This is a genomic window from Novosphingobium sp. YAF33 (assembly GCF_052113265.1).
Lineage (GTDB): Bacteria > Pseudomonadota > Alphaproteobacteria > Sphingomonadales > Sphingomonadaceae > Novosphingobium.
In genome coordinates, this window is record NZ_JBFRCW010000004.1 from 347,871 (window position 1) to 373,625 (window position 25,755).

Annotated in this window: 27 protein-coding genes and 1 riboswitch; of the genes, 17 read left to right on the plus strand and 10 right to left on the minus strand. The window is 65.5% G+C overall.

Annotated features, from left to right (window positions below):
- Nucleotides 1-112 precede the first annotated feature (112 nt).
- Nucleotides 113-2,350 (minus strand): spermidine synthase, encoded by a 2,238-nt coding sequence (locus AB4Z00_RS10850; protein ID WP_442045918.1) that lies wholly within the window; start codon nt 2,348-2,350, stop codon nt 113-115.
- 128 nt (nt 2,351-2,478) lie between these two features.
- On the opposite strand from AB4Z00_RS10850, the gene AB4Z00_RS10855 reads away from it, so the two are divergent.
- On the plus strand, nt 2,479-2,814 hold the full coding sequence (locus AB4Z00_RS10855) for a hypothetical protein (RefSeq protein WP_442045919.1): 336 nt from the start codon (nt 2,479-2,481) through the stop codon (nt 2,812-2,814).
- Between the two features lie 216 nt (nt 2,815-3,030).
- On the opposite strand, the gene AB4Z00_RS10860 is transcribed toward AB4Z00_RS10855, so the two are convergent.
- Nucleotides 3,031-3,789: an SDR family oxidoreductase gene (locus AB4Z00_RS10860; RefSeq protein ID WP_134095517.1), complete on the minus strand. Its 759-nt coding sequence runs from the start codon at nt 3,787-3,789 to the stop codon at nt 3,031-3,033.
- Nucleotides 3,790-4,019: 230 nt separating this feature from the next.
- Here AB4Z00_RS10860 and AB4Z00_RS10865 point away from each other — a divergent pair, with 230 nt between their 5' ends.
- The 4 genes from AB4Z00_RS10865 to AB4Z00_RS10880 all read left to right on the plus strand — a co-directional run bounded on the left by AB4Z00_RS10865 (nt 4,020) and on the right by AB4Z00_RS10880 (nt 6,029).
- Entirely contained in the window at nt 4,020-4,529 is a 510-nt protein-coding gene (locus tag AB4Z00_RS10865) for a hemerythrin domain-containing protein (protein WP_442045920.1), read from the plus strand.
- Nucleotides 4,529-4,702 carry a hypothetical protein gene (locus tag AB4Z00_RS10870; RefSeq protein WP_442045921.1) on the plus strand — a complete coding sequence of 58 codons (174 nt, stop codon included), beginning with the start codon at nt 4,529-4,531 and terminating at the stop codon, nt 4,700-4,702. The genes AB4Z00_RS10865 and AB4Z00_RS10870 overlap by 1 nt, the downstream gene beginning before the upstream one ends.
- Nucleotides 4,703-4,764: 62 nt before the next feature.
- Nucleotides 4,765-5,445: a guanitoxin biosynthesis heme-dependent pre-guanitoxin N-hydroxylase GntA gene (gene gntA, locus AB4Z00_RS10875; protein WP_442045922.1), complete on the plus strand. Its 681-nt coding sequence runs from the start codon at nt 4,765-4,767 to the stop codon at nt 5,443-5,445.
- Nucleotides 5,446-5,450: 5 nt separating this feature from the next.
- On the plus strand, nt 5,451-6,029 hold the full coding sequence (locus tag AB4Z00_RS10880) for a DUF1989 domain-containing protein (RefSeq protein WP_442045923.1): 579 nt from the start codon (nt 5,451-5,453) through the stop codon (nt 6,027-6,029).
- A gap of 5 nt (nt 6,030-6,034) precedes the next feature.
- Here AB4Z00_RS10880 and AB4Z00_RS10885 read toward each other — a convergent pair whose 3' ends face one another.
- Together AB4Z00_RS10885 and AB4Z00_RS10890 are read right to left on the minus strand one after the other, a co-directional pair.
- Entirely contained in the window at nt 6,035-7,318 is a 1,284-nt protein-coding gene (locus AB4Z00_RS10885) for a cystathionine gamma-synthase family protein (RefSeq protein ID WP_132265676.1), read from the minus strand.
- Nucleotides 7,319-7,408: 90 nt separating this feature from the next.
- Complete coding sequence (locus tag AB4Z00_RS10890; RefSeq protein WP_132265674.1) at nt 7,409-7,699, minus strand: hypothetical protein; 291 nt, start codon at nt 7,697-7,699, stop codon at nt 7,409-7,411.
- Nucleotides 7,700-8,083: 384 nt separating this feature from the next.
- Between AB4Z00_RS10890 and AB4Z00_RS10895 the strand changes: the two genes are divergently transcribed.
- The 3 genes from AB4Z00_RS10895 to AB4Z00_RS10905 all read left to right on the plus strand — a co-directional run bounded on the left by AB4Z00_RS10895 (nt 8,084) and on the right by AB4Z00_RS10905 (nt 9,240).
- Entirely contained in the window at nt 8,084-8,317 is a 234-nt protein-coding gene (locus AB4Z00_RS10895) for a hypothetical protein (RefSeq protein ID WP_134095511.1), read from the plus strand.
- A complete protein-coding gene (locus AB4Z00_RS10900) occupies nt 8,314-8,613 on the plus strand; it encodes a DUF6356 family protein (RefSeq protein ID WP_442045924.1) in 300 nt (99 codons plus the stop codon). The genes AB4Z00_RS10895 and AB4Z00_RS10900 overlap by 4 nt, the downstream gene beginning before the upstream one ends.
- A 150-nt stretch (nt 8,614-8,763) precedes the next feature.
- Entirely contained in the window at nt 8,764-9,240 is a 477-nt protein-coding gene (locus AB4Z00_RS10905; protein ID WP_442045925.1) for a MarR family winged helix-turn-helix transcriptional regulator, read from the plus strand.
- Nucleotides 9,241-9,274: 34 nt separating this feature from the next.
- Here AB4Z00_RS10905 and AB4Z00_RS10910 read toward each other — a convergent pair whose 3' ends face one another.
- Nucleotides 9,275-10,039 (minus strand): CbtA family protein, encoded by a 765-nt coding sequence (locus tag AB4Z00_RS10910; RefSeq protein WP_442045926.1) that lies wholly within the window; start codon nt 10,037-10,039, stop codon nt 9,275-9,277.
- A 10-nt stretch (nt 10,040-10,049) separates the two neighbouring features.
- Complete coding sequence (locus tag AB4Z00_RS10915; RefSeq protein ID WP_442045927.1) at nt 10,050-10,277, minus strand: CbtB domain-containing protein; 228 nt, start codon at nt 10,275-10,277, stop codon at nt 10,050-10,052.
- Nucleotides 10,278-10,473: 196 nt separating this feature from the next.
- Between AB4Z00_RS10915 and AB4Z00_RS10920 the strand changes: the two genes are divergently transcribed.
- The 5 genes from AB4Z00_RS10920 (at nt 10,474) to bluB (ending at nt 17,683) form a co-directional block, all read left to right on the plus strand.
- The gene (locus AB4Z00_RS10920; protein WP_442045928.1) at nt 10,474-11,055 is read left to right on the plus strand and encodes a histidine phosphatase family protein; all 582 of its coding nucleotides are present in this window, start codon (nt 10,474-10,476) and stop codon (nt 11,053-11,055) included.
- 32 nt (nt 11,056-11,087) lie between these two features.
- Nucleotides 11,088-11,330: riboswitch (cobalamin riboswitch) on the plus strand.
- A 189-nt stretch (nt 11,331-11,519) separates the two neighbouring features.
- A complete protein-coding gene (gene cobW / locus AB4Z00_RS10925) occupies nt 11,520-12,569 on the plus strand; it encodes a cobalamin biosynthesis protein CobW (protein ID WP_442045929.1) in 1,050 nt (349 codons plus the stop codon).
- A 145-nt stretch (nt 12,570-12,714) separates the two neighbouring features.
- Complete coding sequence (gene cobN / locus AB4Z00_RS10930; RefSeq protein ID WP_442045930.1) at nt 12,715-16,437, plus strand: cobaltochelatase subunit CobN; 3,723 nt, start codon at nt 12,715-12,717, stop codon at nt 16,435-16,437.
- A 2-nt stretch (nt 16,438-16,439) separates the two neighbouring features.
- On the plus strand, nt 16,440-17,045 hold the full coding sequence (gene cobO, locus AB4Z00_RS10935) for a cob(I)yrinic acid a,c-diamide adenosyltransferase (RefSeq protein WP_134095504.1): 606 nt from the start codon (nt 16,440-16,442) through the stop codon (nt 17,043-17,045).
- Between the two features lie 2 nt (nt 17,046-17,047).
- Complete coding sequence (gene bluB, locus AB4Z00_RS10940; protein ID WP_442045931.1) at nt 17,048-17,683, plus strand: 5,6-dimethylbenzimidazole synthase; 636 nt, start codon at nt 17,048-17,050, stop codon at nt 17,681-17,683.
- Here the strand turns inward: bluB and AB4Z00_RS10945 are convergent.
- Nucleotides 17,670-18,542 carry an ABC transporter substrate-binding protein gene (locus tag AB4Z00_RS10945; RefSeq protein WP_442045932.1) on the minus strand — a complete coding sequence of 291 codons (873 nt, stop codon included), beginning with the start codon at nt 18,540-18,542 and terminating at the stop codon, nt 17,670-17,672. The two genes, bluB and AB4Z00_RS10945, sit on opposite strands and share 14 nt — an antisense overlap.
- A 140-nt stretch (nt 18,543-18,682) precedes the next feature.
- Between AB4Z00_RS10945 and AB4Z00_RS10950 the strand changes: the two genes are divergently transcribed.
- Nucleotides 18,683-19,654, plus strand: coding sequence for a FecCD family ABC transporter permease (locus AB4Z00_RS10950; protein ID WP_442045981.1), 972 nt, complete (start codon nt 18,683-18,685; stop codon nt 19,652-19,654).
- Nucleotides 19,648-20,427, plus strand: coding sequence for an ABC transporter ATP-binding protein (locus tag AB4Z00_RS10955; protein ID WP_134095502.1), 780 nt, complete (start codon nt 19,648-19,650; stop codon nt 20,425-20,427). The genes AB4Z00_RS10950 and AB4Z00_RS10955 overlap by 7 nt, the downstream gene beginning before the upstream one ends.
- 46 nt (nt 20,428-20,473) lie before the next feature.
- Here AB4Z00_RS10955 and AB4Z00_RS10960 read toward each other — a convergent pair whose 3' ends face one another.
- The 3 genes from AB4Z00_RS10960 to AB4Z00_RS10970 form a co-directional block, all read right to left on the minus strand.
- Complete coding sequence (locus AB4Z00_RS10960; RefSeq protein ID WP_134095501.1) at nt 20,474-21,472, minus strand: 4-hydroxyproline epimerase; 999 nt, start codon at nt 21,470-21,472, stop codon at nt 20,474-20,476.
- Nucleotides 21,473-21,482: 10 nt separating this feature from the next.
- The gene (locus tag AB4Z00_RS10965) at nt 21,483-22,397 is read right to left on the minus strand and encodes a dihydrodipicolinate synthase family protein (RefSeq protein ID WP_132265652.1); all 915 of its coding nucleotides are present in this window, start codon (nt 22,395-22,397) and stop codon (nt 21,483-21,485) included.
- A gap of 224 nt (nt 22,398-22,621) precedes the next feature.
- Nucleotides 22,622-24,370 carry a cytochrome c biogenesis protein DipZ gene (locus tag AB4Z00_RS10970; protein ID WP_442045933.1) on the minus strand — a complete coding sequence of 583 codons (1,749 nt, stop codon included), beginning with the start codon at nt 24,368-24,370 and terminating at the stop codon, nt 22,622-22,624.
- A 154-nt stretch (nt 24,371-24,524) separates the two neighbouring features.
- On the opposite strand from AB4Z00_RS10970, the gene msrA reads away from it, so the two are divergent.
- Complete coding sequence (msrA, locus tag AB4Z00_RS10975; RefSeq protein ID WP_132265648.1) at nt 24,525-25,238, plus strand: peptide-methionine (S)-S-oxide reductase MsrA; 714 nt, start codon at nt 24,525-24,527, stop codon at nt 25,236-25,238.
- Complete coding sequence (msrB, locus tag AB4Z00_RS10980; RefSeq protein WP_442045934.1) at nt 25,235-25,735, plus strand: peptide-methionine (R)-S-oxide reductase MsrB; 501 nt, start codon at nt 25,235-25,237, stop codon at nt 25,733-25,735. The genes msrA and msrB overlap by 4 nt, the downstream gene beginning before the upstream one ends.
- Nucleotides 25,736-25,755: the final 20 nt, after the last annotated feature.

Genomic DNA, 25,755 nt, shown 5'->3' on the forward strand with positions numbered 1-25,755 from the left:
CGGGCGTTAGCCAGCTTCATCATTTTACATAATCTATATTATCGATCCTACATAAGGAGCTTCGAGCTTGGCGCGTTTCGCCGCCCTGTCTCGGATCCGCGGGACAGCCCCTTCATGGTTGACCGGTCATGCGGTCCCATCGAACGAATGGCAGGATCGAGGCGTGATCGTCGGTCCAGGATCGAGCCGCCCGCTCGTCGAGGGGCGCCCAGGGCGCGTCGGCGCTCATCCGGCCCAGAGCCTTCAACACGCCACCATCCCGAGACAGCGCGATCCAGCGTGACGGTGTGTAGTGATCCGTGTCCGTGGGATGGTCCAGGCGCGACATCGCCGCCATTCCGCTGACTTCCGCATTGGTGCCCACCACGGGCGCCAGATTGATGTACCGGTTGGAGATATGGAGCAGAAGCAGGCCGCGCGGCGTCAGTGCCCGCGCATAGACCTGCAACGCTTCCGTCGTGAGCAGATGGACCGGAATGGCATCGCTCGAAAAGGCATCGATCACCAGCACGTCGAAAGCGCGGGCCGGCATATGCGACAGTTCCAGTCGCGCATCGCCGAGGACGACCTTTGCCTGAGGCGTGCAGTCGCGCAGGAACGTGAACCGGCCCTCGGTCGAGAAGCGCAGGATCACCGGGTCGATCTCGAAGAAAGTCCAGTGCTGCCCCGGCGCCGCGCGGCAGGCCAGCGAACCGGTCCCCAGCCCGACGACACCCACGCGGGCGCCCGGCCCTTCGAGCTGCGGTGCCGCGGCCAGCGCCAGGGCGACACCCGAAGTCGGGCCGTAATAGGTCAAGGCATCCCGCGCGCGGCCGGGCTCCAGCGATTGCTCGCCGTGGAGCGTCGTGCCGTGCGCCAGCGTGCGCAAGGTGCCGTCGGCCGTGTCGCGCACGGTATAGATGCCGAAATAGCTGCGGGTACGCTCACCTCCCAGCGTCGCACGGATCGTCCAGATGCCGCCCTGCGCGATCATCGCCACGGCCAGGACAGCTACGAAAGCCCAGCGCCAGGCCATGACCATGACGCCGGTGCCCACCAGGAAAACCGTGAGCAGGACCGCCGCCAGCCCTTCTTCCGGACGCAGGGCAAATTGATCGAGCTGCCAGCCCAGAAACACCGCGAACGCCAGYAGGAGCACAAGCGCCACATGGCCCATGCCCGGCTCGATCCCCTCGCCGCTACGCCAGCGCAGCAGCGGTTCGAGCGGCATGAGCATGGCCGCGGCCAGAACCAGCAGCGGATGCTCCCATGCCCAATCGAAAACGAGCGGTGCGACCAGGGCCGTGAACAGCCCCCCCAACGCTCCCCCCGCTGACATCACGAGATAGAAGCGGGTCAATTGCGCCGGTCCCGGCCGGAGGTCGTAGAGCCGCTTGTGGAGGGAAACGGCGATGCAGAACAGCATGAGACAGGCCCCGCCCGCGATCCACAGCGTGCCGGAACCATTGGACAACATGGCATAACTGCCCGCGAAAAGGACCACGACAGGCGCTATCCGGGAAATCGCCAGCGCCGGCCCGCGCCGATCAGCGAAGGCCACCACGAAACTCAGGAGGTAGAGGCCAAGCGGAATGACCCAGAGCAGCGGCATGGCGAAGATGTCGGTGGTCAGATGCGTCGTCGTCGAGAGCATGAGGCCGGAGGGAACCGCCGCCAACGCCAGCCATCGCACCGTGGTCCGGCCATCGATCCGGGGCGCGGGTTCCTGGGCCTCTTGCGCTTGAGAGAGCGGCGGCAGCCCTCTCCGGCTCGCCGCGGCGACCCCGACGAGCAGTACGAGCACGCCGAAGCCGAGCGACCAGGCAAGGCTCTGGCTGCGCAGCGTCAACATCGGCTCGGCCACGAGCGGATAGGCCAGCAGTCCGGCGAAGCTGCCGAGATTGGAGGCCGCGTAAAGCGCCCAGGGCGCTCCTGCCGCCGGGTCTGCAGCGAACCAGCGCTGCATCAGCGGGGCTTGCGCGGAGACGGCGAAGAACACCGGGCCAATGCTCAGGCCCAGGAGTACCGGCACCCAGAGGGCTTCGGGCAGACCCCTGGGCTGGGCGAGATCCGCCAGTCCGACCGGCAAAGTCAGGCCTGCCAGAACCAGCACGCCGAGATGAACGAATGCCTGCTTCGGCAAGGACAACCTGCCGAGCAGATGGGCATAGGCGTAGCCTGCCAGCAGAAGTGCCTGGTAGACCAGCATCGCGCTGTTCCAGACGTTGGGTGCGCCGCCGAGACGCGGCAAGGCCATCCGCGCGACCATCGGCTGCACCAGAAACAGCAGGAAGCTGCCTGTCAGAATGGTTGCGACGAACAGTCCGCGCGCGGCACGGCTGTTACCCCGGCCCTTCGTTTCAGCTTTCACCTGTCGTCCTTGCTCTCATCCAGGATGCGCGCTCTATCCCACGCCGGAGAAACGATAAAGGCGCATCGATAAATCCCTCGGGCCGCTGCTCGGTGAAACCCTGCCCTCTTCTGAGGGTTTGGACGGGAATGAGCGAAGGAGGGCAATATCCCGAGACACCGGACGGTCGCTACTTCGTGGTGCGCGGGCGGTTGTGGCGCAAGTCCGACCCCTCGCTGACAGAGGAGCACCGCAGCGCCCTGGTGAAGGAGCTGATGCGCGCGCGCCGGGCCGTGGGAACAGCCATGCGGACCGGCGATGCCGCGGGGAAAGCCGCCGCGCGGCAGGACGTCGATCATGCTAAACGCGCCCTGGGCGAGCGAGGACCGGTATGGTGGAAGGACGGCGAGCCGGACCTCAATCGACATCTGGTCCCGAACACGCCTTATGCCGAATGGTTCGCGGGCTTGCCAGCGAAGTCATGACGGAAGCCGATCACAGATAACGGCTTTTCGCGATCCTTCCTGAAGCCCGGGCGCGCTAGTCTGGCGACATGACAAAGCTTGAACAAGACCTCGCCCTGCCCCTCCGCCAATGGGTCGGCCCCGTCCAACTCGGCCTCGGTGCCGCCATATCCTGCGCAGGAATTGCCCTCGCGCTGGGCCACCTTGCGGTGTCGCTGTAACGGAAGGCGCGCGCGGTCACTCCTGGGCCTGAGCACGGGGCGCGATGGTGAGCTGTTGCACCACCGCGCGCCGCGGCTGCGTCAGCAGGTAGTGAACGCCCACGGCGATGTCCTCCGCGCGCAGCATGGTTTCCTCGGCGATCATCTCGCGCTGCTTTTCCGCCGGAATGTCGGGGTACTGGAAATCGGCGCCGGTCTTGCCGGGCTCGACCAGTGCGACCTTGATCCCCTGCGGTCCAAGTTCGCGGCGAAGTGCCTCCGAAAAGCCGGCGATCCCGGCCTTCATTCCTGCATAAACGGTCGAGCCGGGGCCGAGCACATGGGCTGACATGGAGCCGATGAGGACGATGTCGCCCTGGTCCACCAGCGCTTCCTGCGCGGCTTTGGCACTCAGGATATAGGCCGTGAAGTCCACGGCCACGGCGTAGCGGATTTCGTCCGAGGTCATGTCCGAGAGGGCGCGGGCGGGCACGGCGGCATTCACCACCACGATGTCTGGCTGCCCCAGACTGGCGCGCGCCTCTGCGAAGAAGGTGTCCAGCTGTTCGGGATCTGCAAGGTCCAGAGCAACGCCCTCGCCCTTCCCCACTTCCCGGATCCGCTCCAGGGCATCGGCAAGGTGTTCCGGCGAGCGACCGCATATGAACACGTCCACGCCCTCGCTGGCCAGTAGCACGGCGATGGCGCGGCCGATGCCGGTCGTTCCCCCGGTGATGATCGCCTTGCGACCCTTGAGGCTGGGCGTTTCGGTGTGAGCGTCGGCCTGGTTCTTCATGGAGCGGTGCGTCCTTGCTGGGAAGTGCGGGCTAAGCCGCTCAGCCAGGACAAGTCGCGAGCCCGCGTACTCGTTCCGATTCAAGCGCAAGAATACGGGAAATAACGGTTCATCGCACTATTCAGGTCTCTTGCAGCAAGCCCATACAATCGAAGAAACATAGATCAATAGAGCGGGAACGCGTGGAACATCCGCGAGCTTAACAGGGCAAATCCGACAAGGAAGACGCCATGACCGAATCCTTCACTGACGCCATTGCCCTCCTCAAGGCCGATCATCGCAAGGTCGAAACACTGTTCGATACCTTCACCGCTGCGAAGTCTTCGTCGCAAAAGAAGAAGATCGCGCATCAGGTCTGTATCGAACTGAAGATCCACACCCTGATCGAAGAGGAAATCTTCTATCCGGCATTCCGCGGCAAGATCGAGAATGACACGCTGGACGAGGCCTATGTCGAGCACGATGGCGCAAAAGTCCTGATCAACGATATCGAAGCGGCCTCTCCCGAGGACGATTTCTTCGAGGCAAAGGTCAAGGTGCTGTCCGAAGAGATCAAGCACCATGTTCACGAGGAAGAGATGCCCTCCGAAGGCATGTTCGCGCAATGCCGAAAGGCCGGAGTCGATCTTGTCGACTTGCGAAACCGCATGTTGGCGCGCAAGCAGGAACTGATGGCCCAGGCCAAGGCCGACGGCCTTCCCCCGGCACGGCCGACCGCTCTCAATCTTCTGGCGGCATGATGCGGGACCGCGACAAGCCCAGTCCGCGCCGCCTGCAACGCGCCGGAATTACCGTTGTCGTAATCCTGCTGGCCATGATCGTGCTGATCTTCGTCGGCCGCAACATCTGGCACGCGGAGCGCCTCGATCAGGAAGAACATACCGGCGTTCAGGAACGCAAGGGCCTGAACTGAAACGCAAGATAATCGAAGCATCGGTTCACTGCCACCGAAGCCGAAGCTGGAGAGGAAGCAGCGTGTTTTCCGAAAAAGATCGTTCGCTCTGGGAAGAGCGTTTCAGGGCATTCATCGAGTCCAGGGCGTTCCCCTGCGTTGGCGCGAAATCGGCGCTCTCGCGCGGTACTCTGGCGATTGCCGTGTGCCATTCGATCGAGAGTTCGTGGGACGATCTCGTCATCTATGAAAAGCTGCTGGATTGGTCGGCAAGCTATCAGGAGGACCCGTCGCTGTTCCGCAGTCTGGCCGTGATCTTCGCGGATGACGGCCCCTTGAGCGAAGATCGGTTCGAACATGCCTTGTGGAACCGCGTCCAGTCCCTCACGGACAAGGATGCCTGGCTGGGCCTGCCTTACGATCGCCGCGTCAGCAGCGATCCCGACGACCCGCATTTCTCGCTGAGTTTCGGCGGCGAGGCGTTCTTCGTCGTCGGCATGCACCCGCAGGCCAGTCGCCCTGCCCGTCGTTTCGAGCGGCCGGTCATGGTATTCAATCTCCATGACCAATTCGAGCAGCTTCGCGCGCAGGGAAGCTATGAAAAGATACGCGAAACGATCCTGGAGCGCGATGTGAAGATGGCCGGTTCGATCAATCCCATGCTCGCGCGCCACGGTGAGGTGAGCGAGGCGGCGCAATATAGCGGCCGCCTGGTCGGCCCGGAATGGCAGTGCCCTTTCCAGAACCCGCGCTCCGCACGGTGAGCGACATGAACCGCATCATGCCCCGCAGCGGCGCGGCGTTCCCCTTGGCGCGCGGACAATTGCTCACGGTCGTCGACCCGCTCGGCACGCAAGTGTCCGACCTGCTGGCTTTCTCCGCCAGTGATGTCCGCGAAGTGATCAGCAATGGCCGGACCTTCGATTATGAGGAGACCCTCAGGCTCACGCGCGGCAACCGGATCTGGTCAAATCGCTCCCGCGTCCTGCTCACCATCGAGGAAGACAGCGTGGGCTGCCATGATTTCCTGCTGACCCCGTGCAGCGTCGATACCTTCAGGCATTTCTATCCGGACAAGCCGGAACATCGGGGCTGCTTCGGCAACTTGGCAGAAGCGCTGGCGCCCTACGGTGTCTCGCCGGACGATATTCCGGTAGCCTTCAATTGCTTCATGAACGTGCCGATAGACAGCACCGGGGGCATTTCCGTTCTGCCGCCTCCCAGTCGTGCCGGTGACAGCGTGTCGTTCCGTGCCGAACAGGACCTTGTCATCGGCCTCACCGCCTGCTCGGCCTATGCGAGCAATGGCGGGACGTTCAAGCCGATCGACTATCGCATCGACGACTGATCGCGCTAGCTGGCATCCAGAGCCTGGGCGAGATCGGCCACGATATCGTCCGGGTGTTCGATGCCGATGGACAGGCGAATGGTCGATTCCATCACCCCGATCCGATCGCGGACTTCCACCGGTACTCCGGAATGCGTCGTCGTCGCCGGATGACTGGCCAGGGACTCGGTACCACCCAGGCTCACCGCCAGCTTGAATATCTCCAGCGCGTTGAGGAAGCGGAACGCGGCCGGCTGTCCGCCCGCGATATCGAAGGCGAACGTGGAGCCCGCGCCGCTGCATTGCGCGGCGAAGACCTCGGCCTGCCTGCTTCCTTCGGGGTAGAAGGGTGGATAGGCCACGCCCACGATCTTGGGATGGGATCGCAGGAAGTTCGCCGCCGCCGCGGCGTTGGTATTGGCCCGCTCCATGCGCAGGCCCAGCGTTTCCAGCGACCGGCCGAGCATCCAGCAGCTATGCGGATCGAGCTGGGTGCCGATGGCACTGCGCAGCAACCGCACCTCGCGCATCAGCTTGGCCGACCCCAGGGCCGCACCCGCCACGAGGTCCGAATGACCACCGACATATTTGGTCAGCGAATAGAGAGAAATATCCGCGCCGAGCCGCAGGGGATGCTGGAAGACGGGACCGAGCAGCGTATTGTCGCAAACCAGCAACGGGCGGTGCCCCTGCTGCCGCTCGATATCCTCGCACAGCCGCCTCAGCAGCGCGATGTCGACAAGGCTGTTGGTGGGATTGGCCGGCGTTTCGATCAGCACCAGTGACACTCGGCCATTGGCGATGGCCTGCCTGGCGGCGGCGGCTATGGCTTCTTCGTCCAGCCCGTCGCTGAAACCCATCGCCTTGATGCCGAGGTTGGCCAGTGTCTTGGCAAGAAGCGTTTCGGTGCCGCCGTAAAGGGGCTGGGAATGGAGGATGACATCGCCTGGCCGGGCGAACGTCAGGATCGTGGTCGTGATCGCGCCCATGCCCGAGGAGAACACCACCCCCGCTTCCGCCCCTTCGTAGACCGCCATGCGGTCCTCGACGATCTCGCTGTTGGGATGGTTGAAGCGCGAATAGACCAGGCCCCGCCCCTGTCCCGGCGGCGGTTCCTTGCGGCCCGCGACATAGTCGAAAAAGTCGCGGCCTTCTTCGGCGGTGGGAAATACGAATGTGGAAGTCAGGAATACCGGCGGTTTTACCGCTCCTTCGGAAAGGAGCGGGTCGTAGCCGTAATTGAGCATCAGGGTATCGGGGTGAAGCCGATGGTTGCCGATGGACGTCTTGCTTTCGCGCGGTGCCGTCATGTCCCTCTCCTTTCCAATGCTCGCGGAGCATGGTTTTTTCCGAAGAGGTTAAACCGACAACTCTTCCGTGGGTTGCAGCGGGAGCCGGTGCTATCGGCGAACTTCGGAGGTTCGCGCCGAACCACTCGAATTCGGGCTGAAACCCATCTGGCTGAGCAGATCCATCAACCGCTGCCCGTCTGCCCGGACGCGCTCTATCCAGTTCTCATGGTCCATATGGCCGAGCGCGGAGCGCTGGAACTGCCCTGCGGCGCGCACCGAATCACCCAGAAGATGTACCTGAAGAACGGCCGCGTCGCTGCGCCCCTGCTTGCCGAGCGACTCGTCCTCTCGCGAAGCGGGCCTTGCGACATGGCTCCGCGGTCCTGCGTAGATATCCACTTTTCCTGGCTCCCAATGGTGCCGGCGGCCGGACAGCGACACGCCGAACTTGTCCTGTCCTGAAACGCGCCGGACGCGTTCGAGTTTCGGATGACACCTTTGTGAAGTGCGAAAAATGGCAGTTTTCCGCTTTTGCAGATCGTGTCGACGGGCGATCGTTTGCAGCCGGTCGCAAGGCAGCCGCCATTCACCGCCAGATCCACGGGGATGGGAACACCGGGCTTGACGATGCATTCTCAAGTAAATAAGTTGACAAACAAGGCCGCGAGCCGGCCTCCGAGAATACCGCCCCTCAAGGGGCAGATTAACAGCGATCGAGCCAACCGCGACGCTACGTCACAAACGGGATTGGCCAGTGTCAAAATCGAAAGGGAGTATGGTTTCATGCCTCACAGCGATTTCCACGTCGTCCGCAAGGGCCTCGACTGGGCGGTAAGCCTTCATGGCGTGTTCCTGGCCGCATTCGAAAGCCAGCGAGCCGCACTCAACCGTGCCATCGATGCCGCGCATCAGGTCGGCATGAAGGGGCACAGTGCCAAGGTCCTGCTGATTGACGATCAGGCCGATCCGCGAACGCACTGGGTCTTCGGCCATCACCCCTATCCGCCCACCGCGTGATCGAAGGCGGAAAAGAGGAAGCCAGGATGTTCAAAGCCCTTTTCATCGAGCACCCGCGAAAAGTAAACGAAAGCTATGGGGAGCACTGGCTGGTCGCCAATCGCTTCGGCCTGCGCATGGTGGTGGCCGGCCTCGGGACCATGCTGCACGGGTTCGTTCCCGGCCTGCTCACCCATGCCGGCAGCGACATGGTTCGCAAGCTTCATGGCGAGATGGCCCGCCGGCAACAGGGGCTGCCCGTGAAGAAGCAGGAACGCGTCGCCGCCAAAACATGGCAACCGGAATACGAAATCTAGACACGTCGCCGATTTTTACCGCTCAGGACCATGCCGGAGAACGATCCTGAACGCCCGGGCGGATGAAATCCTTGTAAAATAACGCCGACAACCCCTTCCGGCGCAACATCATCTTGAGCAGGCGGCGGTTCTCACGCTAGGTGGCTATCCATGAGCGACCTCGAGACAATGCCCGGACATCTGATCCGCCGCCTGCAGCAGATTTCCCTTGCGCGCTTTGCCTCGCGCATGGCGGAAGCCGGTCTCGATCTCACATCCGTGCAATATGCGGCGCTGCTCACGCTTCGCGACCATCCCGGACTGGACCAGCAGACCCTCGCCGGCATGATCGCCTACGACCGCGTGACCATTGGCGGCGTCATCGACAGGCTGGTGCAGAAAGGCCTCGTAGACCGGGAAGTCAGCCCTACCGACCGGCGGGCGCGGGTGCTCATGCTCAGCAGTGCCGGACTGGTGACGCTCGATATCGCGGAGCCCTGGGTCGACAAGGTTCAGGACGATCTCGTCGTCCACCTGTCGCGGGAAGAGCGCGATGTCTTCTTGAGAGTGCTCCAGAAAGCCACGCAGGCGGGCAACGAGATGAGCCGTGCGCCGCTCCGTCTCGTGGCCAAAGTGCAGAGTTCCTGAACCAGGCAGCTCTGCACTCCAACCGATTGAACGATCAGGACTTTGCCTTCTGCAGCACGCGCTCGGCCCAAAGTCCGAAAGCGAGGCCAATCGTCGCCCATAGCACCAGCTGCGTGCCGATGGAGGCCACGCGGAAGTTCCACAGAAGCACGGCCGGGAAGTCCGTGGGAACCTCGTTAACGGCAGGCAGCAGAAACTGCCCGAGGCCCACCAGGCCCAGATAGATCACAAGACCGAGCAGCGTGGCATCGAAACCGCGTCCCGGTCGTGCAAGGGCGCTCCTGATACGCGCTGCCACGACGGCGGCGCCGAGCGACAGCGCGATCATGCCGAAATAGGCAGCAGTGCGCAGGGCCACGGTTTCGTGCTTGCCCACGGCTGGCGGGGTCTGGGGATATTTGATCGCCGGTACCACCACCACCAGCGCGAATGTCAGCGCGGCCAGCATGAGTGCGAAGCTGCGCGGGCCCAGATTTACCATGCGGCCGTAGCCGTAAGCGAAGACGAGCGAGAAGATCCCGCCCACCGCAGCGCCGTACAGCACGAGTGCGGTCACCAGTCCCGCACCTTTCTGCGTATCGCGGCTGACGAGTTCCTCTTCCTGCGGCTCGGCCGGCGTGCCGGTGTGGGGCATGGCCATCCCGGCGTGGCCGGACGGGGCATCATGCGCGGAGTGGCTTTCCTCGTAACCGATCGCCAGATCGATCTGCGGTTCGGCAAAGCCCCGCGCGAAAAGCGTGGCGAGAAGCGCGCCCAGAATGCCGGCAAGCATCCCGCGCCAGAGCAAGTCCCTGGTCATGTGCAGCGCCTCAGTGGCAGGGGAAGCCGAGGAGGTGACGCCCGTCGTGGACGAACTCGTGGACGTACATGCCCTGGAACAGGGAGAAGGCGCCCTGCTCGGTGCTGACGAAATAGATGAAGATGACGGCCAGCAGCGTGCCGAGCACGGCCCAGGGCGCGATGTCTTCCAGGGGAATGGCGTTACCGCCCGGCACGGGAATGAAAGCGTCGTCGAAAACTGCGGTGGAAACAGCCATTGTCATGCTCCTTGGCGGGATTGCGCGTCCCCGGAAAACCTGTTGCCAAGAAGGAAGGTCTGGCTCTCGACGGGACGGTTCCCGTGCGATTACAGTGGCGCGACCGCGCCGGATTCTCACCGGCTTCTTCGATACTCGACGCCGCTTCCTTAGGACCGCGCGGGCCGCGGCGTCAACGACCCCACGGAATTTACCCTTGGCGACAACCCTCCTGCTGATCTGCATCGCCGCCACGGCGTCGAGCCGCGAAGGCCGGTTTCCCGAGCCGGCGGAACCGCTGGATGCGGCAGGGCGACGCGATGCCGCCCTGGCCAGGTTGCCCCAACGCTACCACGCCGCGGTGCAGGCCAGCCCCGCCCGCGCCGCTGCCGAGACCGCCTCGGCGATGGGGCTCACGGCCAGAACCGAACCGGCGCTTGCCGATATCGATCATGGCGAGTGGCAAGGCTTGTCCTTCGCGCAGATCGAGGCAAGCGATCCCGGACAGCTCGGCCGGTGGCTGGCCGAACCCGCGCAAGGCGCGCCCGCGGGTGAAACACTGGATCAGGTTCGCACGCGGATCGGTGCATGGATGGACCGCGTTGCCGGCTCCGACGCGCCGACCTGCGCCATCACGCACCCGATGACGATCCGCGCCGCCATCTCCCATGCGCTGGAACTGCCGCTGCGCGCAGCGCTCGCCATCGATGTGGCGCCGCTCTCCTGCACCGTTCTTTCCTTCAACCGGAGTTGGCGATTGCAGTCTCTGGGTCTTGCGGTGCGGGGCGTCCCCGGCTAATCGCCTCCGGGTTCGGGATGCCTTCTGGCGACCGGACGAAGATCGCGCCGGTGCCCCGCAAGGGGCTTAATACGGGAACGCGGTAAGGACGGTTCGCCGTCCCGATCCGCGGCTGTCCCTGCAACTGTAAGCGGCGAGCGCGATGCACATTCGCGGCGGGGCAAGCCCCCCACCGCAGCCACTGGGCCGGACGCTAAGTCATGCGAGGCCTGGGAAGGCCGTGCATCGCGTGATGACCCGCGAGCCAGGAAACCTGCCGGCGTCGATGTCGCTCTTGCCCGGGTCCAGGGAATGGCCAAGGCACGGTAACTCTTCCGTCTGAGCGACGTGATGCATGCGGCCGGGGCCGCAGCGGCATATCGCGTCGGGCGCCCGTGCGCCGGTCCGTCGCGGCGTGCCGCCATCGTCGCGCCCGCGACGGGACGCCCCGCCGTTTCAGGTCGCTGGCGCGCGGGAGACGAGATATGAGCAAAGTTCCCACCACCGTCATCACCGGCTTCCTCGGCGCCGGCAAGACCACGCTGATCCGCCACCTGCTCCAGAACGCCAAGGGTCGCCGCCTCGCGCTCATCATCAACGAGTTCGGCGACGTCGGCGTCGACAGCGAACTGGTGAAGGGCTGCAATGACGAGGCCTGCCCGGAAGACGACATCGTCGAACTGGCCAACGGCTGCATCTGCTGCACCGTCGCCGACGATTTCCTGCCGACCATGCAGAAGCTGCTCGACCGCGAGAACAAGCCCGACCACATCATTATCGAAACCAGCGGCCTTGCCCTGCCAAAGCCACTGGTGAAGGCGTTCCAGTGGCCGGATATCCGCACCCGCGCGACGGTTGACGGCGTGGTCGCGCTGATCGACGCCGATGCCGTGGCCGCCGGCCGCTTCGCCACGGACGAGGCCGCGCTTGCCGCAGCCCGCGCCGCCGATCCGATGCTGGACCATGAAAGCCCGCTGGAGGAACTGTTCGAGGAACAGCTCGGCTGCGCGGACATGGTCGTGCTCAACAAGACCGACCTCGTCGATGCCGATGCCCTCGCCCATGTCGAAACGCTGGTCTTGGCCGAAACGCGCCCCGGCGTGAAGATCGTACGCGCGGACCACGGCGCGGTCGATATCGCCGCGCTGCTGGGCATCACCGCTGCTGCCGAGGACGACCTCGATTCCCGCCCCTCGCACATCGACGGGCTGGACGAGGATCACGACCATGACGACTTCGACAGCTTCGTCGTCTCGGGCGGCGATGTCGCCGATCTCGACGCCCTGCTCGCGCGCCTGAAGGACCTGATCGCGGAGCATGACGTGCTGCGCGTGAAGGGCATGGTCGTGGTCGGCGGCAAGCCGAGCCGCCTTGTCGTGCAGGCCGTGGGGCCGCGCATCCAGCACTTCTACGACCGCGCCTGGCTGCCGCAGGAAGCGCGCCGCACCCAGCTTGTCGTCATCGGCCAGAAGGGACTGAACCGCGCGGCCATCGAGGCCGGGCTGGCAGACGTTCTCGGCGCCGTGGCAGCGTGAAGCATAGGCTCCCCTCCCCACTTCGTCATTGCGAACCCGCAAAGCGGGTGAAGCAATCCAGAGCCATGCAGAGCCGCCCTGGATTGCTTCGCTTTGCTCGCAATGACGAGGAAGAGTTCTGTCGCGGTGTCGGGGGGAACGCCTGATGCACCTGCTGTCCGCCACGCCGGGGACGATCTCCAACGGCGAGGAGGCGATCGACCTCGACCAGTCTCCCGGCGACATGGTGATCCTCACTGTGGCGGACAGTGAGCTGGCCTGCTTTGCGAGCGCGGCGGCGCGGTTGCCCTCCGATGCTCCCAGCGTACGCCTCGCCAACCTGCTGCAACTGCGCCACCCCTATTCGATCGACCTCTATGTCGAGAAGGTGATCGCGCACGCCAAATTCGTCTGCGTGATCCTGCTCGGCGGCAAGAGCTACTGGGACTACGGCATCGACGAGATCGCCCGCGTCGCCCGCGAAAACGGCATTGCCTTCGCCGCCATCGCCGACGGGCGAGAAGCCGATCCGGCGCTCGACCGCGCGTCCACCCTGCCCGCCGAAACGCGTGAGAAATTGCGCGACTATCTGCGGCAGGGCGGCACCGCCAATGCCCTCTCTTTCCTGCGCACCGCCGCGCAGGCAATCGGCTTTGATGCGGGCGAACCCGACGATCCCGTGCCGGTGGCCGATGCAGGGCTCTATCTCGCGGGAACCGAGCGGGCGGGCCTTGCCGATGTGCAGGCCGGATGGGTGGAAGGCCGGCCGCTGGCGCTGCTGGTGTTCTACCGCGCGCTGATGATCGCAGGCACGCTCGACGCGGTGGACGCCATGATCGCGGCGCTGCGGGAACGCGGCTTCAATGTCGGCGCCGTACACGTCCGCGCGCTGCGCGAACCTTTCGCCGTAGATTGGCTGGGCGGCCTGCTCGGCGAAGTGGCGCCCGATGTGATCGTCAACGCCACCAGTTTCGCATCTTCCTCGGCAGGCGACGACCGCAAGCCCGGCATTCTGGAAAAGGCGAACTGCCCGATCCTGCAAGTCGCCTTCGCGGGTGTGGAGGAAGCCGATTGGCAAGGCGCCGCGCGCGGTCTTGGCCCGCGCGATCTGGCGATGAATGTGGCGCTGCCCGAAGTCGACGGCCGCGTGTTCACTCGCGCCGTCGCGTTCAAGGCGGCAGAGCGCTTCGACGAAGTGACCCAATGCGGCATCGTCGTCCCTCGCGTCGCGCCGGACCGCGTGGCCTTCGTCGCCGACCTCGCCGCCGGATGGGCCGGTCTGCGTCGCAGCGCCCCTGCCGAGCGCCGCGTGGCGCTGGTGCTGGCGAACTACCCCAACCGGGACGGGCGCATCGGCAACGGCGTCGGACTCGACACCCCCGCCAGTACCGCCGCCATAATCGCCGCGCTGGCCGGGGCAGGCTACGATACCGGCGATGCCCCGCGCGACGGCGCCACGTTGATGCGCGTCATGACCGGCGGCGTGACCAACGCGCTTTCTTCGCTGGACCGGCCGGGCGAAGTCTCCCTGCCCCTCGCAAGTTACGAAAGCGCCTTCGCCGCAGTCCCCGAAAGCGCGCGCAAGGCGATGCTGGAACGCTGGGGCGAACCCTCCGCCGATCCCTTCGTGCGCGCCGGCGCGTTCCGGCTGCCCATTCATCGCTTCGGCAAGCTCGCCATCGCGGTGCAGCCCGCGCGCGGCTACAATATCGATCCCAAGGCCAGCTACCACGATCCGGCCCTGCCTCCGCCGCACGCCTACCTCGCGTTCCACATCTGGCTGGCCCAGGACTTCGGCGCGCAGGCCCTCGTCCATGTCGGCAAGCACGGCAATCTGGAATGGCTGCCCGGCAAGGCAATCTCGCTTTCGCGCGATTGCTTCCCGGAGATCTGCGCCGGGCCGCTGCCGCAGCTCTATCCCTTCATCGTCAACGACCCCGGCGAAGGCACGCAGGCCAAGCGCCGCATCAGCGCGGTGGTCATCGACCACCTCACCCCGCCGCTCACCCGCGCCGAGACTTATGGCCCGCTCAAGCAGCTGGAAGCACTGGTGGACGAGTACTACCTCGCCGCCGGCATGGACCCGCGCCGCCTCGACCGGCTAAGGCGCGACATTCTAGACCTTGCGCGCAGTCATGGCCTCGACCGCGATGCCGGCGCCAGCGGCGATGATGACGACGCGCTTTCGGCCATCGACAACTACTTGTGCGAACTGAAGGAATTGCAGATCCGTGATGGTCTGCATGTCTTCACCCGGTCGCCCGAGGGCCGGCTGCGGCGCGACCTGCTGGTGGCTCTGGCCCGTACGCCGCGTGGGTACGATCATGCCGGGCAGGCCTCGCTGCTGCGCGCCATGGCCATCGACTTGGCGCTCGACTTCGATCCGCTCGACTGCCGCATGGGCGATCGCTGGGACGGCGCGCGTCCGAAGGCGCTAGCAGCGGTATCCAACGAGCCGTGGCGCACGCATGGCGATACCGTCGAGAGACTGGAACTTCTGGCGGCGGAACTGGTCGATACTCCGAGCGGAAACCTCGGCAGCGAGACCGCCGCCGTCCTCCACGCCATCCAGACCGACCTCGCCCCCCGCATCGACCTCTGCGGCCCGCGTGAGGCCGAAGCGTTGCTGGCGGGTCTCGACGGTCGCTTCGTGCTGCCCGGCCCCTCTGGGGCGCCCACGCGCGGACGGCCCGATGTGCTGCCGACCGGCCGCAACTTCTACTCAGTCGATACCCGCGCCGTCCCCACTGCCGTCGCCTGGGAACTGGGCCGCAAGTCCGCCGACTTGCTGGTGGAGGACTACCTCCAGCGCGAGGGCGAATACCCCAAGGCCATCGCGCTCTCCGCTTGGGGCACCGCCAATATGCGCACCGGCGGCGACGACATCGCGCAGGCCCTCGCGCTGATGGGCGCCCGCCCGCGCTGGGACTGGACTTCGGGCCGGGTGGTCGGCTTCGAGATCATGACCGTCGCAGAACTCGGCCGCCCGCGCGTGGACGTGACCTTGCGCGTCTCCGGCTTCTTCCGCGATGCCTTCCCCGAGCAGATCGACCTGATCGACAGCGCCGCGCGCGCCGTGATGGCACTCGACGAGCCGCTAGGCGACAATCCCGCCGCAGAACGCCACCGCGCCGAAGCCGCCGCACTCGTTGAGGGCGGCGAGGCCGAAACACAGGCCACCCGCCGCGCTGGCACGCGTGTCTTCGGATCGAAGCCGGGCGCCTACGGGGCCGGGCTTCAAGCCATGATCGATGAGAAGATCTGGCACGAACGCAGCGATCTGGCAGACGTCTATCTCGACTGGGGCAGCTACGCCTATGGCAGCGGCGTAGAAGGCGATGCCGAACGCGGGCTTTTCGCCGCCCGCCTCGCCTCGGTCGACGCCGTGGTCCAGAACCAGGACAACCGCGAGCACGACCTGCTCGACAGCGACGACTATTATCAGTTTGAGGGCGGGATCGCCGCCGCCGTCGAGCACCTGAAGGGCCGCGCGCCGCTCAGCTATCACAACGACCATAGCCGCCCGGAACGCCCGGTGATCCGCACCCTTGAGGACGAGATCGGCCGCATCGTGCGCGGGCGCGTCACCAATCCCAAGTGGATCGCGGGCGTGATGCGCCACGGCTACAAGGGCGCATTCGAAATCGCTGCCTCGGTCGACTACCTCTTTGCCTTCGCCGCGACGACCCACGCCGTGAAGGATCACCACTTCGACGCCGTCCACGCCGCCTTCATCGAAGACGAGACGGTGCGCACCTTCATGGCCGAGGCGAACCCGGCGGCGTTGCGGGAAACTGCCGCGCGCCTAGCCGAAGCGCTGGAGCGCGGCCTTTGGAAACCCCGATCCAACAGTGCGGGCGTGATGCTCGCCGAACTCTCTGGAGCATGATCATGGTGCAGCGTACCGACGAACAGCACGCCGAGAAGATGAAGAAGAAGCAGGCCGCGCATGACAAGATCATGGCCGGCAAGACGGTCGAAAAGGGCCTTCTGGTCGTCCACACCGGCAAGGGCAAAGGCAAGACCACCGCTGCTCTCGGCATGGTGGTGCGCATGATCGGCCACGGCAAGAAAGTGGGCGTCGTCCAGTTCGTGAAGGGCGCGATGACCACGGGCGAGAAGGTCGTCTTCGATGCCTTTCCCGATCAGGTGGAATTCAAACCGATGGGCGAAGGCTTCACCTGGAACACGCAGGACCGCGCCCGCGACATCGAGCTTTCGCGTGAGGCGTGGGAGGAAGTGAAGCGCATGATCGCCGACCCCGCTTACGACATGGTCCTGGCGGACGAACTCAACATCGTGCTGCGCTACGACTACCTGCCGCTGGACGAAGTGCTGGAAGTACTGACTGCGCGCGGCGAGATGAAGCATGTGATCGTCACCGGCCGCAATGCGCCCGAGGGGCTGATGGAGGCGGCGGACCTCGTGACCGAGATGACGCTCGTGAAGCATCCGTTCCGCTCCGGCGTGAAGGCGCAGGCGGGCATCGAGTTCTAGAAATGCCGCCCCGGTTCGGCCCCGATTTTCAGGATGAACTCTCCGCGCTGCTGGCCTGGCGGCGCGATGTGCGCCATTTCCGCCGGGATCCGCTGGACGAGAACATGGTGGCCGAACTGCTGGCAACCGCGCAACTCGCGCCATCGGTGGGCAATTCGCAGCCCTGGCGTTTCGTCCGCGTCCGGTCGCCGGAATTGCGCGAGGCACTGGCCGTCCATGCGGATCGGGAAGTCGCCCGCGCCGGCGCGGCGATGGGCGAAGAGCAACGCGCGGCCTATTCCGCGCTGAAGCTCCACGGGATCCGTGAAGCACCCGAGGTCGTGGCCGTGTTCTGCGACGAGGCGACGACGATCGGGAGCGGCCTCGGCGCAGCGACAATGCCGGAAACACGCGGATTTTCAGTCGTGCTGGCGATCCATACGCTTTGGCTTGCGGCCCGCGCGCAAGGTCTGGGACTGGGCTGGGTCTCGGTGGTGGAAGCCGGTTATGTCACGGCTCTGCTGGACGTCGAGGAACATTGGCGCCTGATCGCGCTGCTCTGTCTTGGCCATCCACGGGAGCCGGACCTGATGCCCGAACTCGAACGGCGCGGCTGGCAATCACGGCTCGACTGGCGCGGAAATGTCAGCGAGCGCTGATCTGTTCCGCCAGCGCCTTGGCAGCCTTGACGTAGGCAGGCCCGCCGCAGACCGTCCAGGATTGGGGGATGGCGATACGCGGAATGTCCTGCAGGATCGGATGATTGATCATCTCGGTCCCCTGATCGCTCACTCGCCGCGTGGCACTGTCGATCACGATGAAGTCCGGATGGGCTTCGGCCATTTCCTCCAGGCTCATCTGCGAGAGCGCCGGTTTGCCGAGCTTCCCGGCCAGATTGACGAGGCCTACGCGGTGCATCAGGTCATCCACGAGCGTGCCGGTGCCGGTCATGTAGCCTCGGCGCTGGTAATAGGCCGCAACCTTTCCATGCCCCCGTGTGCCCAGGCCGGCCAGCCCGGCATTCATCCGCGCGATCATGGCCTCGCCGCGCTCGGGATGGCCGACCGCGCGGGCGACCTCGCGGATCGATGCCAGAATCCCGGCATAGTCATGCGCGGACTTGAGATCGACCGAGGCGTAGTGCTGGCTGACCAGCACGGCGATGGCCGAATTGCGCCTTGCGGGCATGCCGATGACGAGATCCGGGCCGGCCGCCATGACTTCCTCGGCGGAGCCACCGAATACGGGCAGGCTCCGCGCCCTGTCTGCCACGTCGGACATGTCGGGATCGGAGGCATAGCGGGTCAGTCCGGCGATCTGGCTGCGATCCGCCAGCGCCACGATCAACTGATCCGCGCAAAGGTTGAGCGAGACGATGCGCTGCGGCCTGGGCTTCGCTGCCGCGATGGAACGGGGTGCGGCAGGCGGAACAGCGCCCTGCACGCCTGCGCCGGCCATGCCCGCCAGCAGCAGGCAGGGGACAAGCCGAAGATAGCGATGGATTTTTCCGATGCCCATGTCATGGGCTCCTTACCAACACGGACCCGGGACACAAGCGTGACGGGTAGCCGATCGCATGCGAGGTTATCGTGCAGAGCCCCAGTTCGTCACCCCTCGCATCACCGCCCCTCGCTTCACCCCCCGCGCGCCATCCCGCGCTGATCCCCCTTCTGGCCGCGGCGCTGGTTCTCGTTGCCGTCGCATCGCTTTGCATCGGTCCGGTGGCGCTGGGGTGGAGCCGGACGATCGCGGCCTTCGGCGATCACGGAGACCGCGTCGCCCAGGCGATCCTGTTCGAATTGCGGCTGCCGCGCATGGTGGTCGGCGTGCTGGTGGGCGCCATGCTCGGCCTCGCGGGCGCGGTCCTGCAAGGCTATTTGCGCAATCCGCTGGCCGAACCTTCCGTGCTGGGCGCCTCTAACGCATCTGCACTCGGCGCGGTGATCGCGCTCTACTTCGGCATTTCCGAATGGAGCCCGGTCATGCTTCCCCTGCTCGCCATCGTGACGGGCCTGGTGTCCATCACCCTGCTTTTCGCGCTGGCGGGGCGTTCCGAAAGCCCGCTGAGCCTCATCCTTGCAGGGATCGCCGTCTCGACACTGGCGGGCGCCGGGATCAGCCTGGCGCTGAACCTTTCGCCCAACCCTTTCGCGGCGATGGAGATCATGTCCTGGCTGCTCGGTTCGATCGAGAACCGATCCATGCAGCACGTCTGGATCGCGCTGCCCTGTGTAGCGGTGGGTGCCGTTCTCCTGCTGGCCCATCCGCGCGCGCTGGATGCCCTCTCGCTGGGCGAGGACGGCGCGCGTTCGCTCGGCGTCGATCTTCGCCGCACCCGCCGCCGGTTGATGCTGGGCGTGGCGATCGGCGTGGGCGGGGCCGTGGCCGTTTCGGGCTCGATCGGCTTCATCGGCCTGATCGTGCCACACCTCATCCGCCCGATGACGGACCGCAGTCCTTCGGCGCTGCTCCTGCCATCCATGCTGGGCGGCGCGGTGCTGCTTTCCGCCGCCGACATCCTGGTTCGCCTCATTCCCACCGGCGCCGAACTCAAGCTGGGCGTGGTGACGGCATTCCTCGGCGTTCCTGTGTTCCTCTTCCATCTGCTTCGGGAGCGCCGCCTGTGGTGACCATCGCCATCGAGAACCTGGCCGCCCGCCTCGGCCGCCGCGAGGTCCTGCGGGGGATCTCCGCCACGCTGCGGCCCGGCGCGCTGGTGGGCGTTATCGGACCCAACGGGGCAGGCAAATCGACACTCGTGCGGGCCATGCTCGGGCTCGTACCGGCAGAGCGCGGCGGCGTGTCGCTGGATGGCGAGCCGTTGTCCCGACTTCAGCCGCGCGATCTGGCGCGGCAGGTCGCCTATCTGCCGCAAGGCCAGACACTGCACTGGCCGCTCACCGTGGAGCGCCTGGTCGCGCTGGGGCGGTTGCCGCACCTCGGGCCGATGTCGCGAATATCCGCGGCGGACAGCGCAGCGGTCCAGAAGGCCATGGCGCGAGCCGATGTCACGGCGCTCGCCGCACGCGTCGCCACGGAACTCTCGGGCGGCGAGCGCGCGCGCGCCATGCTGGCCCGGGCGCTGGCTGTCGGCGCCCCGGCGCTGGTGGTCGACGAGCCGCTGGCCTCGCTCGATCCCGGACATCAGATCGACGTCATGGACCTGCTGGCCCGCGAAGCCCATGACGGCAAACTGGTAGTCGCCGTGCTGCACGACCTGACGATGGCCGCGCGCTATTGTGATCGCCTGCTGCTGGTCGATAACGGTGCGCTGGTCGCCGATGGATCGCCGCGCGAGGTCCTGACGGCCGAACGGCTTCGCCAGGTCTACGGGGTGACCAGCCATGTCGACATGACCGGGCCGTTGCCGTTCGTCGTGCCCCTGGAGCGCGCGCCGCAATAAAGCGCGAGGACGGGAAGGCGCGCTTTGCGCCTTCCCGTCCTCCGGATCAGGTGACCTGGAAACCGGCCCAGAACGGGTCGGCCTGGTCGATCCAGATCGTGTTGAAGCCGGTGGCAATGGCCGAACCCTCGATAGAGGGAATGATGGCCGGCTTGTCGCCCAGCATGACTTCCTGCTCCACCCGGCCGATGAAGCGGCTGCAGATGTAGCTCTCGTGCACGAAACGCTCGCCCACCTTCAGGCGGCCGGTGGCGTGCAAATGCGCGATACGAGCCGAGGTGCCGGTCCCGCAGGGGCTGCGGTCGATCGCCTTGTCGCCGTAGAACACGGCGTTGCGGCCATCGGCGCCGTCATGCTTGGGCTTGTCGGCCCAAAGGACGTGGCTGACGCCGCGGATCGTGGAATCGAGCGGGTGGACCGGCTCGTACTTCGCGCGAACGGCTTCGCGAATGCGTCCCGAAAGCTCGACGATGCGCGAGGCGCCCAGGTCGTCGAGGCCGGTGTAGTTGCCCTGCGGTTCGACGATCGCGTAGTAATTGCCGCCGTAGGACACGTCGATGGTGAGCGGGCCAATGCCCTCGACATCCACCGCAATGCCGCGTTCGGCAACATAGGCGGGCACATTGGTGATGCGCACCGAAGTGACCTTGGGGCCATCGGTTTCGTAGGCGATCTCGATCACGCCCGCGGGAACCTCCACGCGCAGCTTGCCGGGCGTCGCGGGTTGGATCAGCCCGTGTTCGAGGCCGAAGGTCACCATGCCGATGGTGCCGTGGCCGCACATGGGCAGGCAGCCGCTGGTCTCGATGAAGAGTATGCCGATGTCGTTGGCGGCATCGGTCGGCGGATAGAGGAAACCGCCCGACATCATGTCGTGCCCGCGCGGTTCGAAGCACAGGCCGGTGCGGATCCAGTCGAAGCGGGACAGGAAGTCCTGCCGCCGTTCGGACATGGAGGCGCCCTTCAACAGCGGAGCCCCGCCCGCCACTAGGCGAACGGGGTTACCGGCTGTGTGGCCGTCGATGCAGAAAAACGTGTGCCGCATCGACGCTCCCTTAGGCTGCTGCCGCGACCGAAAGGTCGGGGCGGGTTGCGGCGGCCTGTTCGACCATCGCGATCACTTCAGCGCGGCGTTCGCCCTGAAGGACGTAGCGCGGAGGCAGGACGCGCTCCGAACCACGGCCCATGACCTGTTCGGCCAGCTTGATCGACTGGACGAGGTCGTGGTCGGCATCGAGGTGGAGGAGCGGCATGAACCAGCGATAGATTTCCATGGCCTTGGCGTGATCGCCGCGCTCGAATGCCTTGACCAGCTCGACCGATTCCTTCGGGAAAGCGTTGGTGAGGCCCGAAACCCAGCCCTGGGCGCCGAGGTAGAGACCTTCCAGAGCGACATCGTCGAGACCTGCGAACAGGGTGTAGCGATCGCCGAAGGTGTTGCGGAAGTCGGTGAAGCGACGGGTGTCGGGAGCCGATTCCTTGACGGCGACGATGTTCTTCACATCGACCAGGGCGGTGAGGACGTCCTTGTCGATCACCGTGCGGTAGGCCGGCGGGTTGTTGTAAAGCATGATCGGCAGGGCGGTCTGGTCGGCCACGCCCTTGAAGTGGGCGACGAGTTCGTGCGGCTTCGTCACGTAGACCATCGGCGGCAGCAGCATGAGGCCATCGGCGCCGGCCTTTTCAGCGGCCTGGGCATAGCGAACGGCGCGGCGGGTATCGAATTCCGAAACGCCGGTGACGACCGGAACGCGGCCGTTCACGGCTTCCACGATGGCCGAAAGAACCTGGACCTTTTCGTCGTATTCCAGCGAGTTGTTTTCACCAACCGTGCCGAGCGCGATCACGCCGGTCACGCCATCGTTGATGAGATCGTCGACGACGCGCTGCGTATCGGCGAGGTCGATCGACAGGTCCTCACGGAGCTGCGTGGTGACCGCCGGGAACACACCCTTCCAACCAATTGCCATGTAAATCTTCCTACTCTCTCTGAATTGAGATATCGTATACGATATTACGAAGTATGCGACAATTGCAAAATTCGCACACGATGGGAAAATTTGCTCATCTGCCGATTTCCCGGATTTGTGAACGGTCGGCGCGGCGGCGACCCGCTCTACTCTGACAGATAAAATGCCTGGGGCGGGAGACTTTCGGTCCCCCGCCCCAGTTTCATGTCCGTCCTCAGGCTGCCCTATCCGAACGTGAACGCGAAGGCCTGCACACCGGGATCCGCGAATTCGATCTCGAACGTCCGGTCTCGCACCGGGCCCTTCTGGCGAACCAATTGATAGAGCCGTTCGCTCTGGACCACGCCTTGGCCTTCGGCATCGATATCGACGCCATGGTCCTTGCCGGGCGCCTGCCCATCGACCGTCACCCGGAAGCGTACCGGGCGGCCGCCTTTTGCCGGGCCGAGCACGAGGTGCAAGTCGCGCGCATGGAAGCGAAAGGCGATCCGCCCTCCGGCCCGGTCCAGCGTGGCTTTCTCGGCACTTACCGTCCACGGGCCTGCGAGACCCCAATCGTTCAGCGCTCCCAACCGGGGCAGCACATAGTCCTGGGACCGGTTCGGAACATAGCCGCCGGCAGAGACGAAGCGCTCGCCTCGGGAATGGCCGATGTAGGTTTCGGGAGAGCGGTTCGCGTTGCGGTCTGCCGGTGCGGCGATGCCGGTACCTTCCACAAGCACCATGTCGCTGTCGCTCTTTCCGGTGCCGTTCTCGGCGAGCAGTTGGCGGATGACGCGTTCCGATTGGGCATAATCGCCTTCGCCGAAATGGTGGTAGCGAATGCGACCCCGGCCATCGATGAAGTAGTGGGCTGGCCAATAGAGGTTCTGGAACGCGCGCCAGATGGCGCGGTCGTTGTCGAGCGCCACCGGATAAGTCACCCCAAGGTCCCGGACCGCCTTGCGCACGTTCGCTGGGTCTTTCTCGAAAGCGAATTCCGGTGCGTGAACGCCGATGACGACCAGACCCTGATCCTTGTACTTCTCCGCCCAGGCCCGGACATAAGGCAGTGAGCGAAGGCAGTTGATGCAACTGTAGGTCCAGAAATCGACCAGCACGACCTTTCCGCGCAGCTGTTCGGGGGTGAGCGGCGGGGAGTTCAGCCACTCCGTGGCGCCGGATAGCGAGGGGAACTGGCCCTCGACGCCTAGTTTTCCGTCGCTGCGCGGCCTGGCCGACTGGCCGGTACCCGCGCGGAAACGGTCGAGCAGCCCTTGTTCGACCGTCGATGTGCTCGAGAGCGAAAGGCGCGTCAGCAAGCCGGTATCGAGGCCAAGCGCGATCGCTGCCACGGCCACGAGAACCGCCAGCCCGAGCAGGCGCCGGATCCACTCGCCCGCGCCGATCGACCGCTTCATGGCGGAGAAGACTTTGCCTCCGACGAGAAGCGCCAGCGCCAGCGAACTGGCCGCACCCAGGGCATAGGCCAGCAACAGCAGGGTACTCTGCCCGCTGGCCCCCTGCAGCGCGGCGCCTGTAAGGATCAGGCCGAGGATCGGTCCGGCGCAGGGCGCCCAGAGCAGGCCGGTTGCCACCCCCAGCAGCAGCGACGCCGCGAATGGAGAGGCACCGCCCTGCCCCGCTCCCGCGACCGGCCCCGCGGCCGATTGCGAGAGCCGCGCCCCCAGAGCGACCAGCGGCCGCGTCGCGCGTTCGGCAATGGCAGGGAACAGCAGCAGCAGACCGAAGATCGCCAGGATCACCAGCGCCGCGGCGCGACCGTAGCTGTTGGCCTGGACGACCCAGCCTCCGCCGACCGACGCCAGCGTCGCCACGCCGGCGAAAGTGACGGCCAGCCCCAGCAGCAGCGGCAACCCGCTGCGCAGGAATGGCTGGTCGGCGCGGGCGAACACGAAGGGCAGGACCGGCAGGATACAGGGGCTGATGATCGTCAGCGCGCCGGCCAGGTAGGAGAGGAGAAACAGGATCATGGTCAAKCTCCGCCATGGCCGAAAGAAGGGATCAGATCGCCCCTCAGCATGAACGCAAGCTGTCCAAACGGCAAAGCACGAATATTCCGTTTGGGGTGCATCCGTCCGGCTTCCTGGCGCGTACTATGAGGGCCAAGGCTGTGGAAAGCTCGACATGCAACCGATAATCGGCAAGCGCCTTTTGATGATCGCCGGCCTCGCGACCGTGCTAGGAGCATCGCTCCATGGGCAGTGGGAACAGGCCGTGGCCGTGCCCGCGCAGGCAAGGCCCGCCGTGCCCGCCCCGCTCGTAGACACGCCCAACCCCGCGCGCAGCGAAACCGCCGTACTGGCCGGAGGCTGCTTCTGGGGCGTGCAGGGCGTGTTCCAGCATGTGAAGGGCGTGAGCAGCGCCGTGGCAGGCTACTCTGGCGGAGCCTCCGGGACCGCGCGCTATGACAGCGTGTCGGGCGGCAATACCGGCCATGCTGAAGCGGTGAAGATCACTTTCGATCCCCGGCAGGTCAGCTACGGCACTTTGCTCAGGATCTACTTCACGGTCGTGGCCGACCCCACGACGCGCGACTATCAGGGCCCGGACCACGGAACCCAGTATCGCACCGCCCTCTTCCCCCAGAGCCCGCGCCAGCGCGACATAGCCCAACGCTATGTTGCGCAGCTTGGGCAGGCCGGTGTCTGGAAGCGCCCGATCGTCACCCGGATCGAACCGTTCAAGGGCTTTTACCCGGCCGAGAGCTACCATCAGGACTTTCTGACCCGCCATCCTGAATCGAGCTATATCCGTATCAACGACCAGCCCAAGGTCGACGCCTTGAGGCAGGCGTTCCCACGTTCCTATCGGAACAATGCCGTGCTGGTCCGGCCATGACGAACCTTGGCATCATGCAGGCTCGGCGCGCGTTCCTGGCGAAGTGCGGCATGGCAGCGGTCGCCGCGGTGATCTGCGACTTCTCCGTTTTAGCGCCGCGCGCCGATGCGGCGAACTGGAACCTTCCGGACGCGGAATGGCGGCGTCGGCTTTCGCCGCAGGCCTATGCCGTCCTTCGCCAGGCCTCCACCGAACGCGCCTATTCCAGTCCGCTCTTGAAAGAGCACCGGAAGGGGCAGTTCGCCTGCGGAGGCTGCGCATTGCCGCTCTACGCGTCCAATACCAAGTTCGAGAGCGGCACGGGCTGGCCAAGTTTCTGGGATCACCTGCCCGGCGCGGTCAATCTGCGCCGGGACGGCAGCCTCGGCATGGTTCGCACCGAAGTCCGCTGTGCCCGGTGCCTGGGCCATCTGGGGCACTTGTTCGATGACGGCCCGCGTCCCACCGGCAAGCGCTATTGCATGAACGGCGCAGCCCTGACGTTCAAGCCGGCCTAGCGGCCAGACCGGCCTTCCGA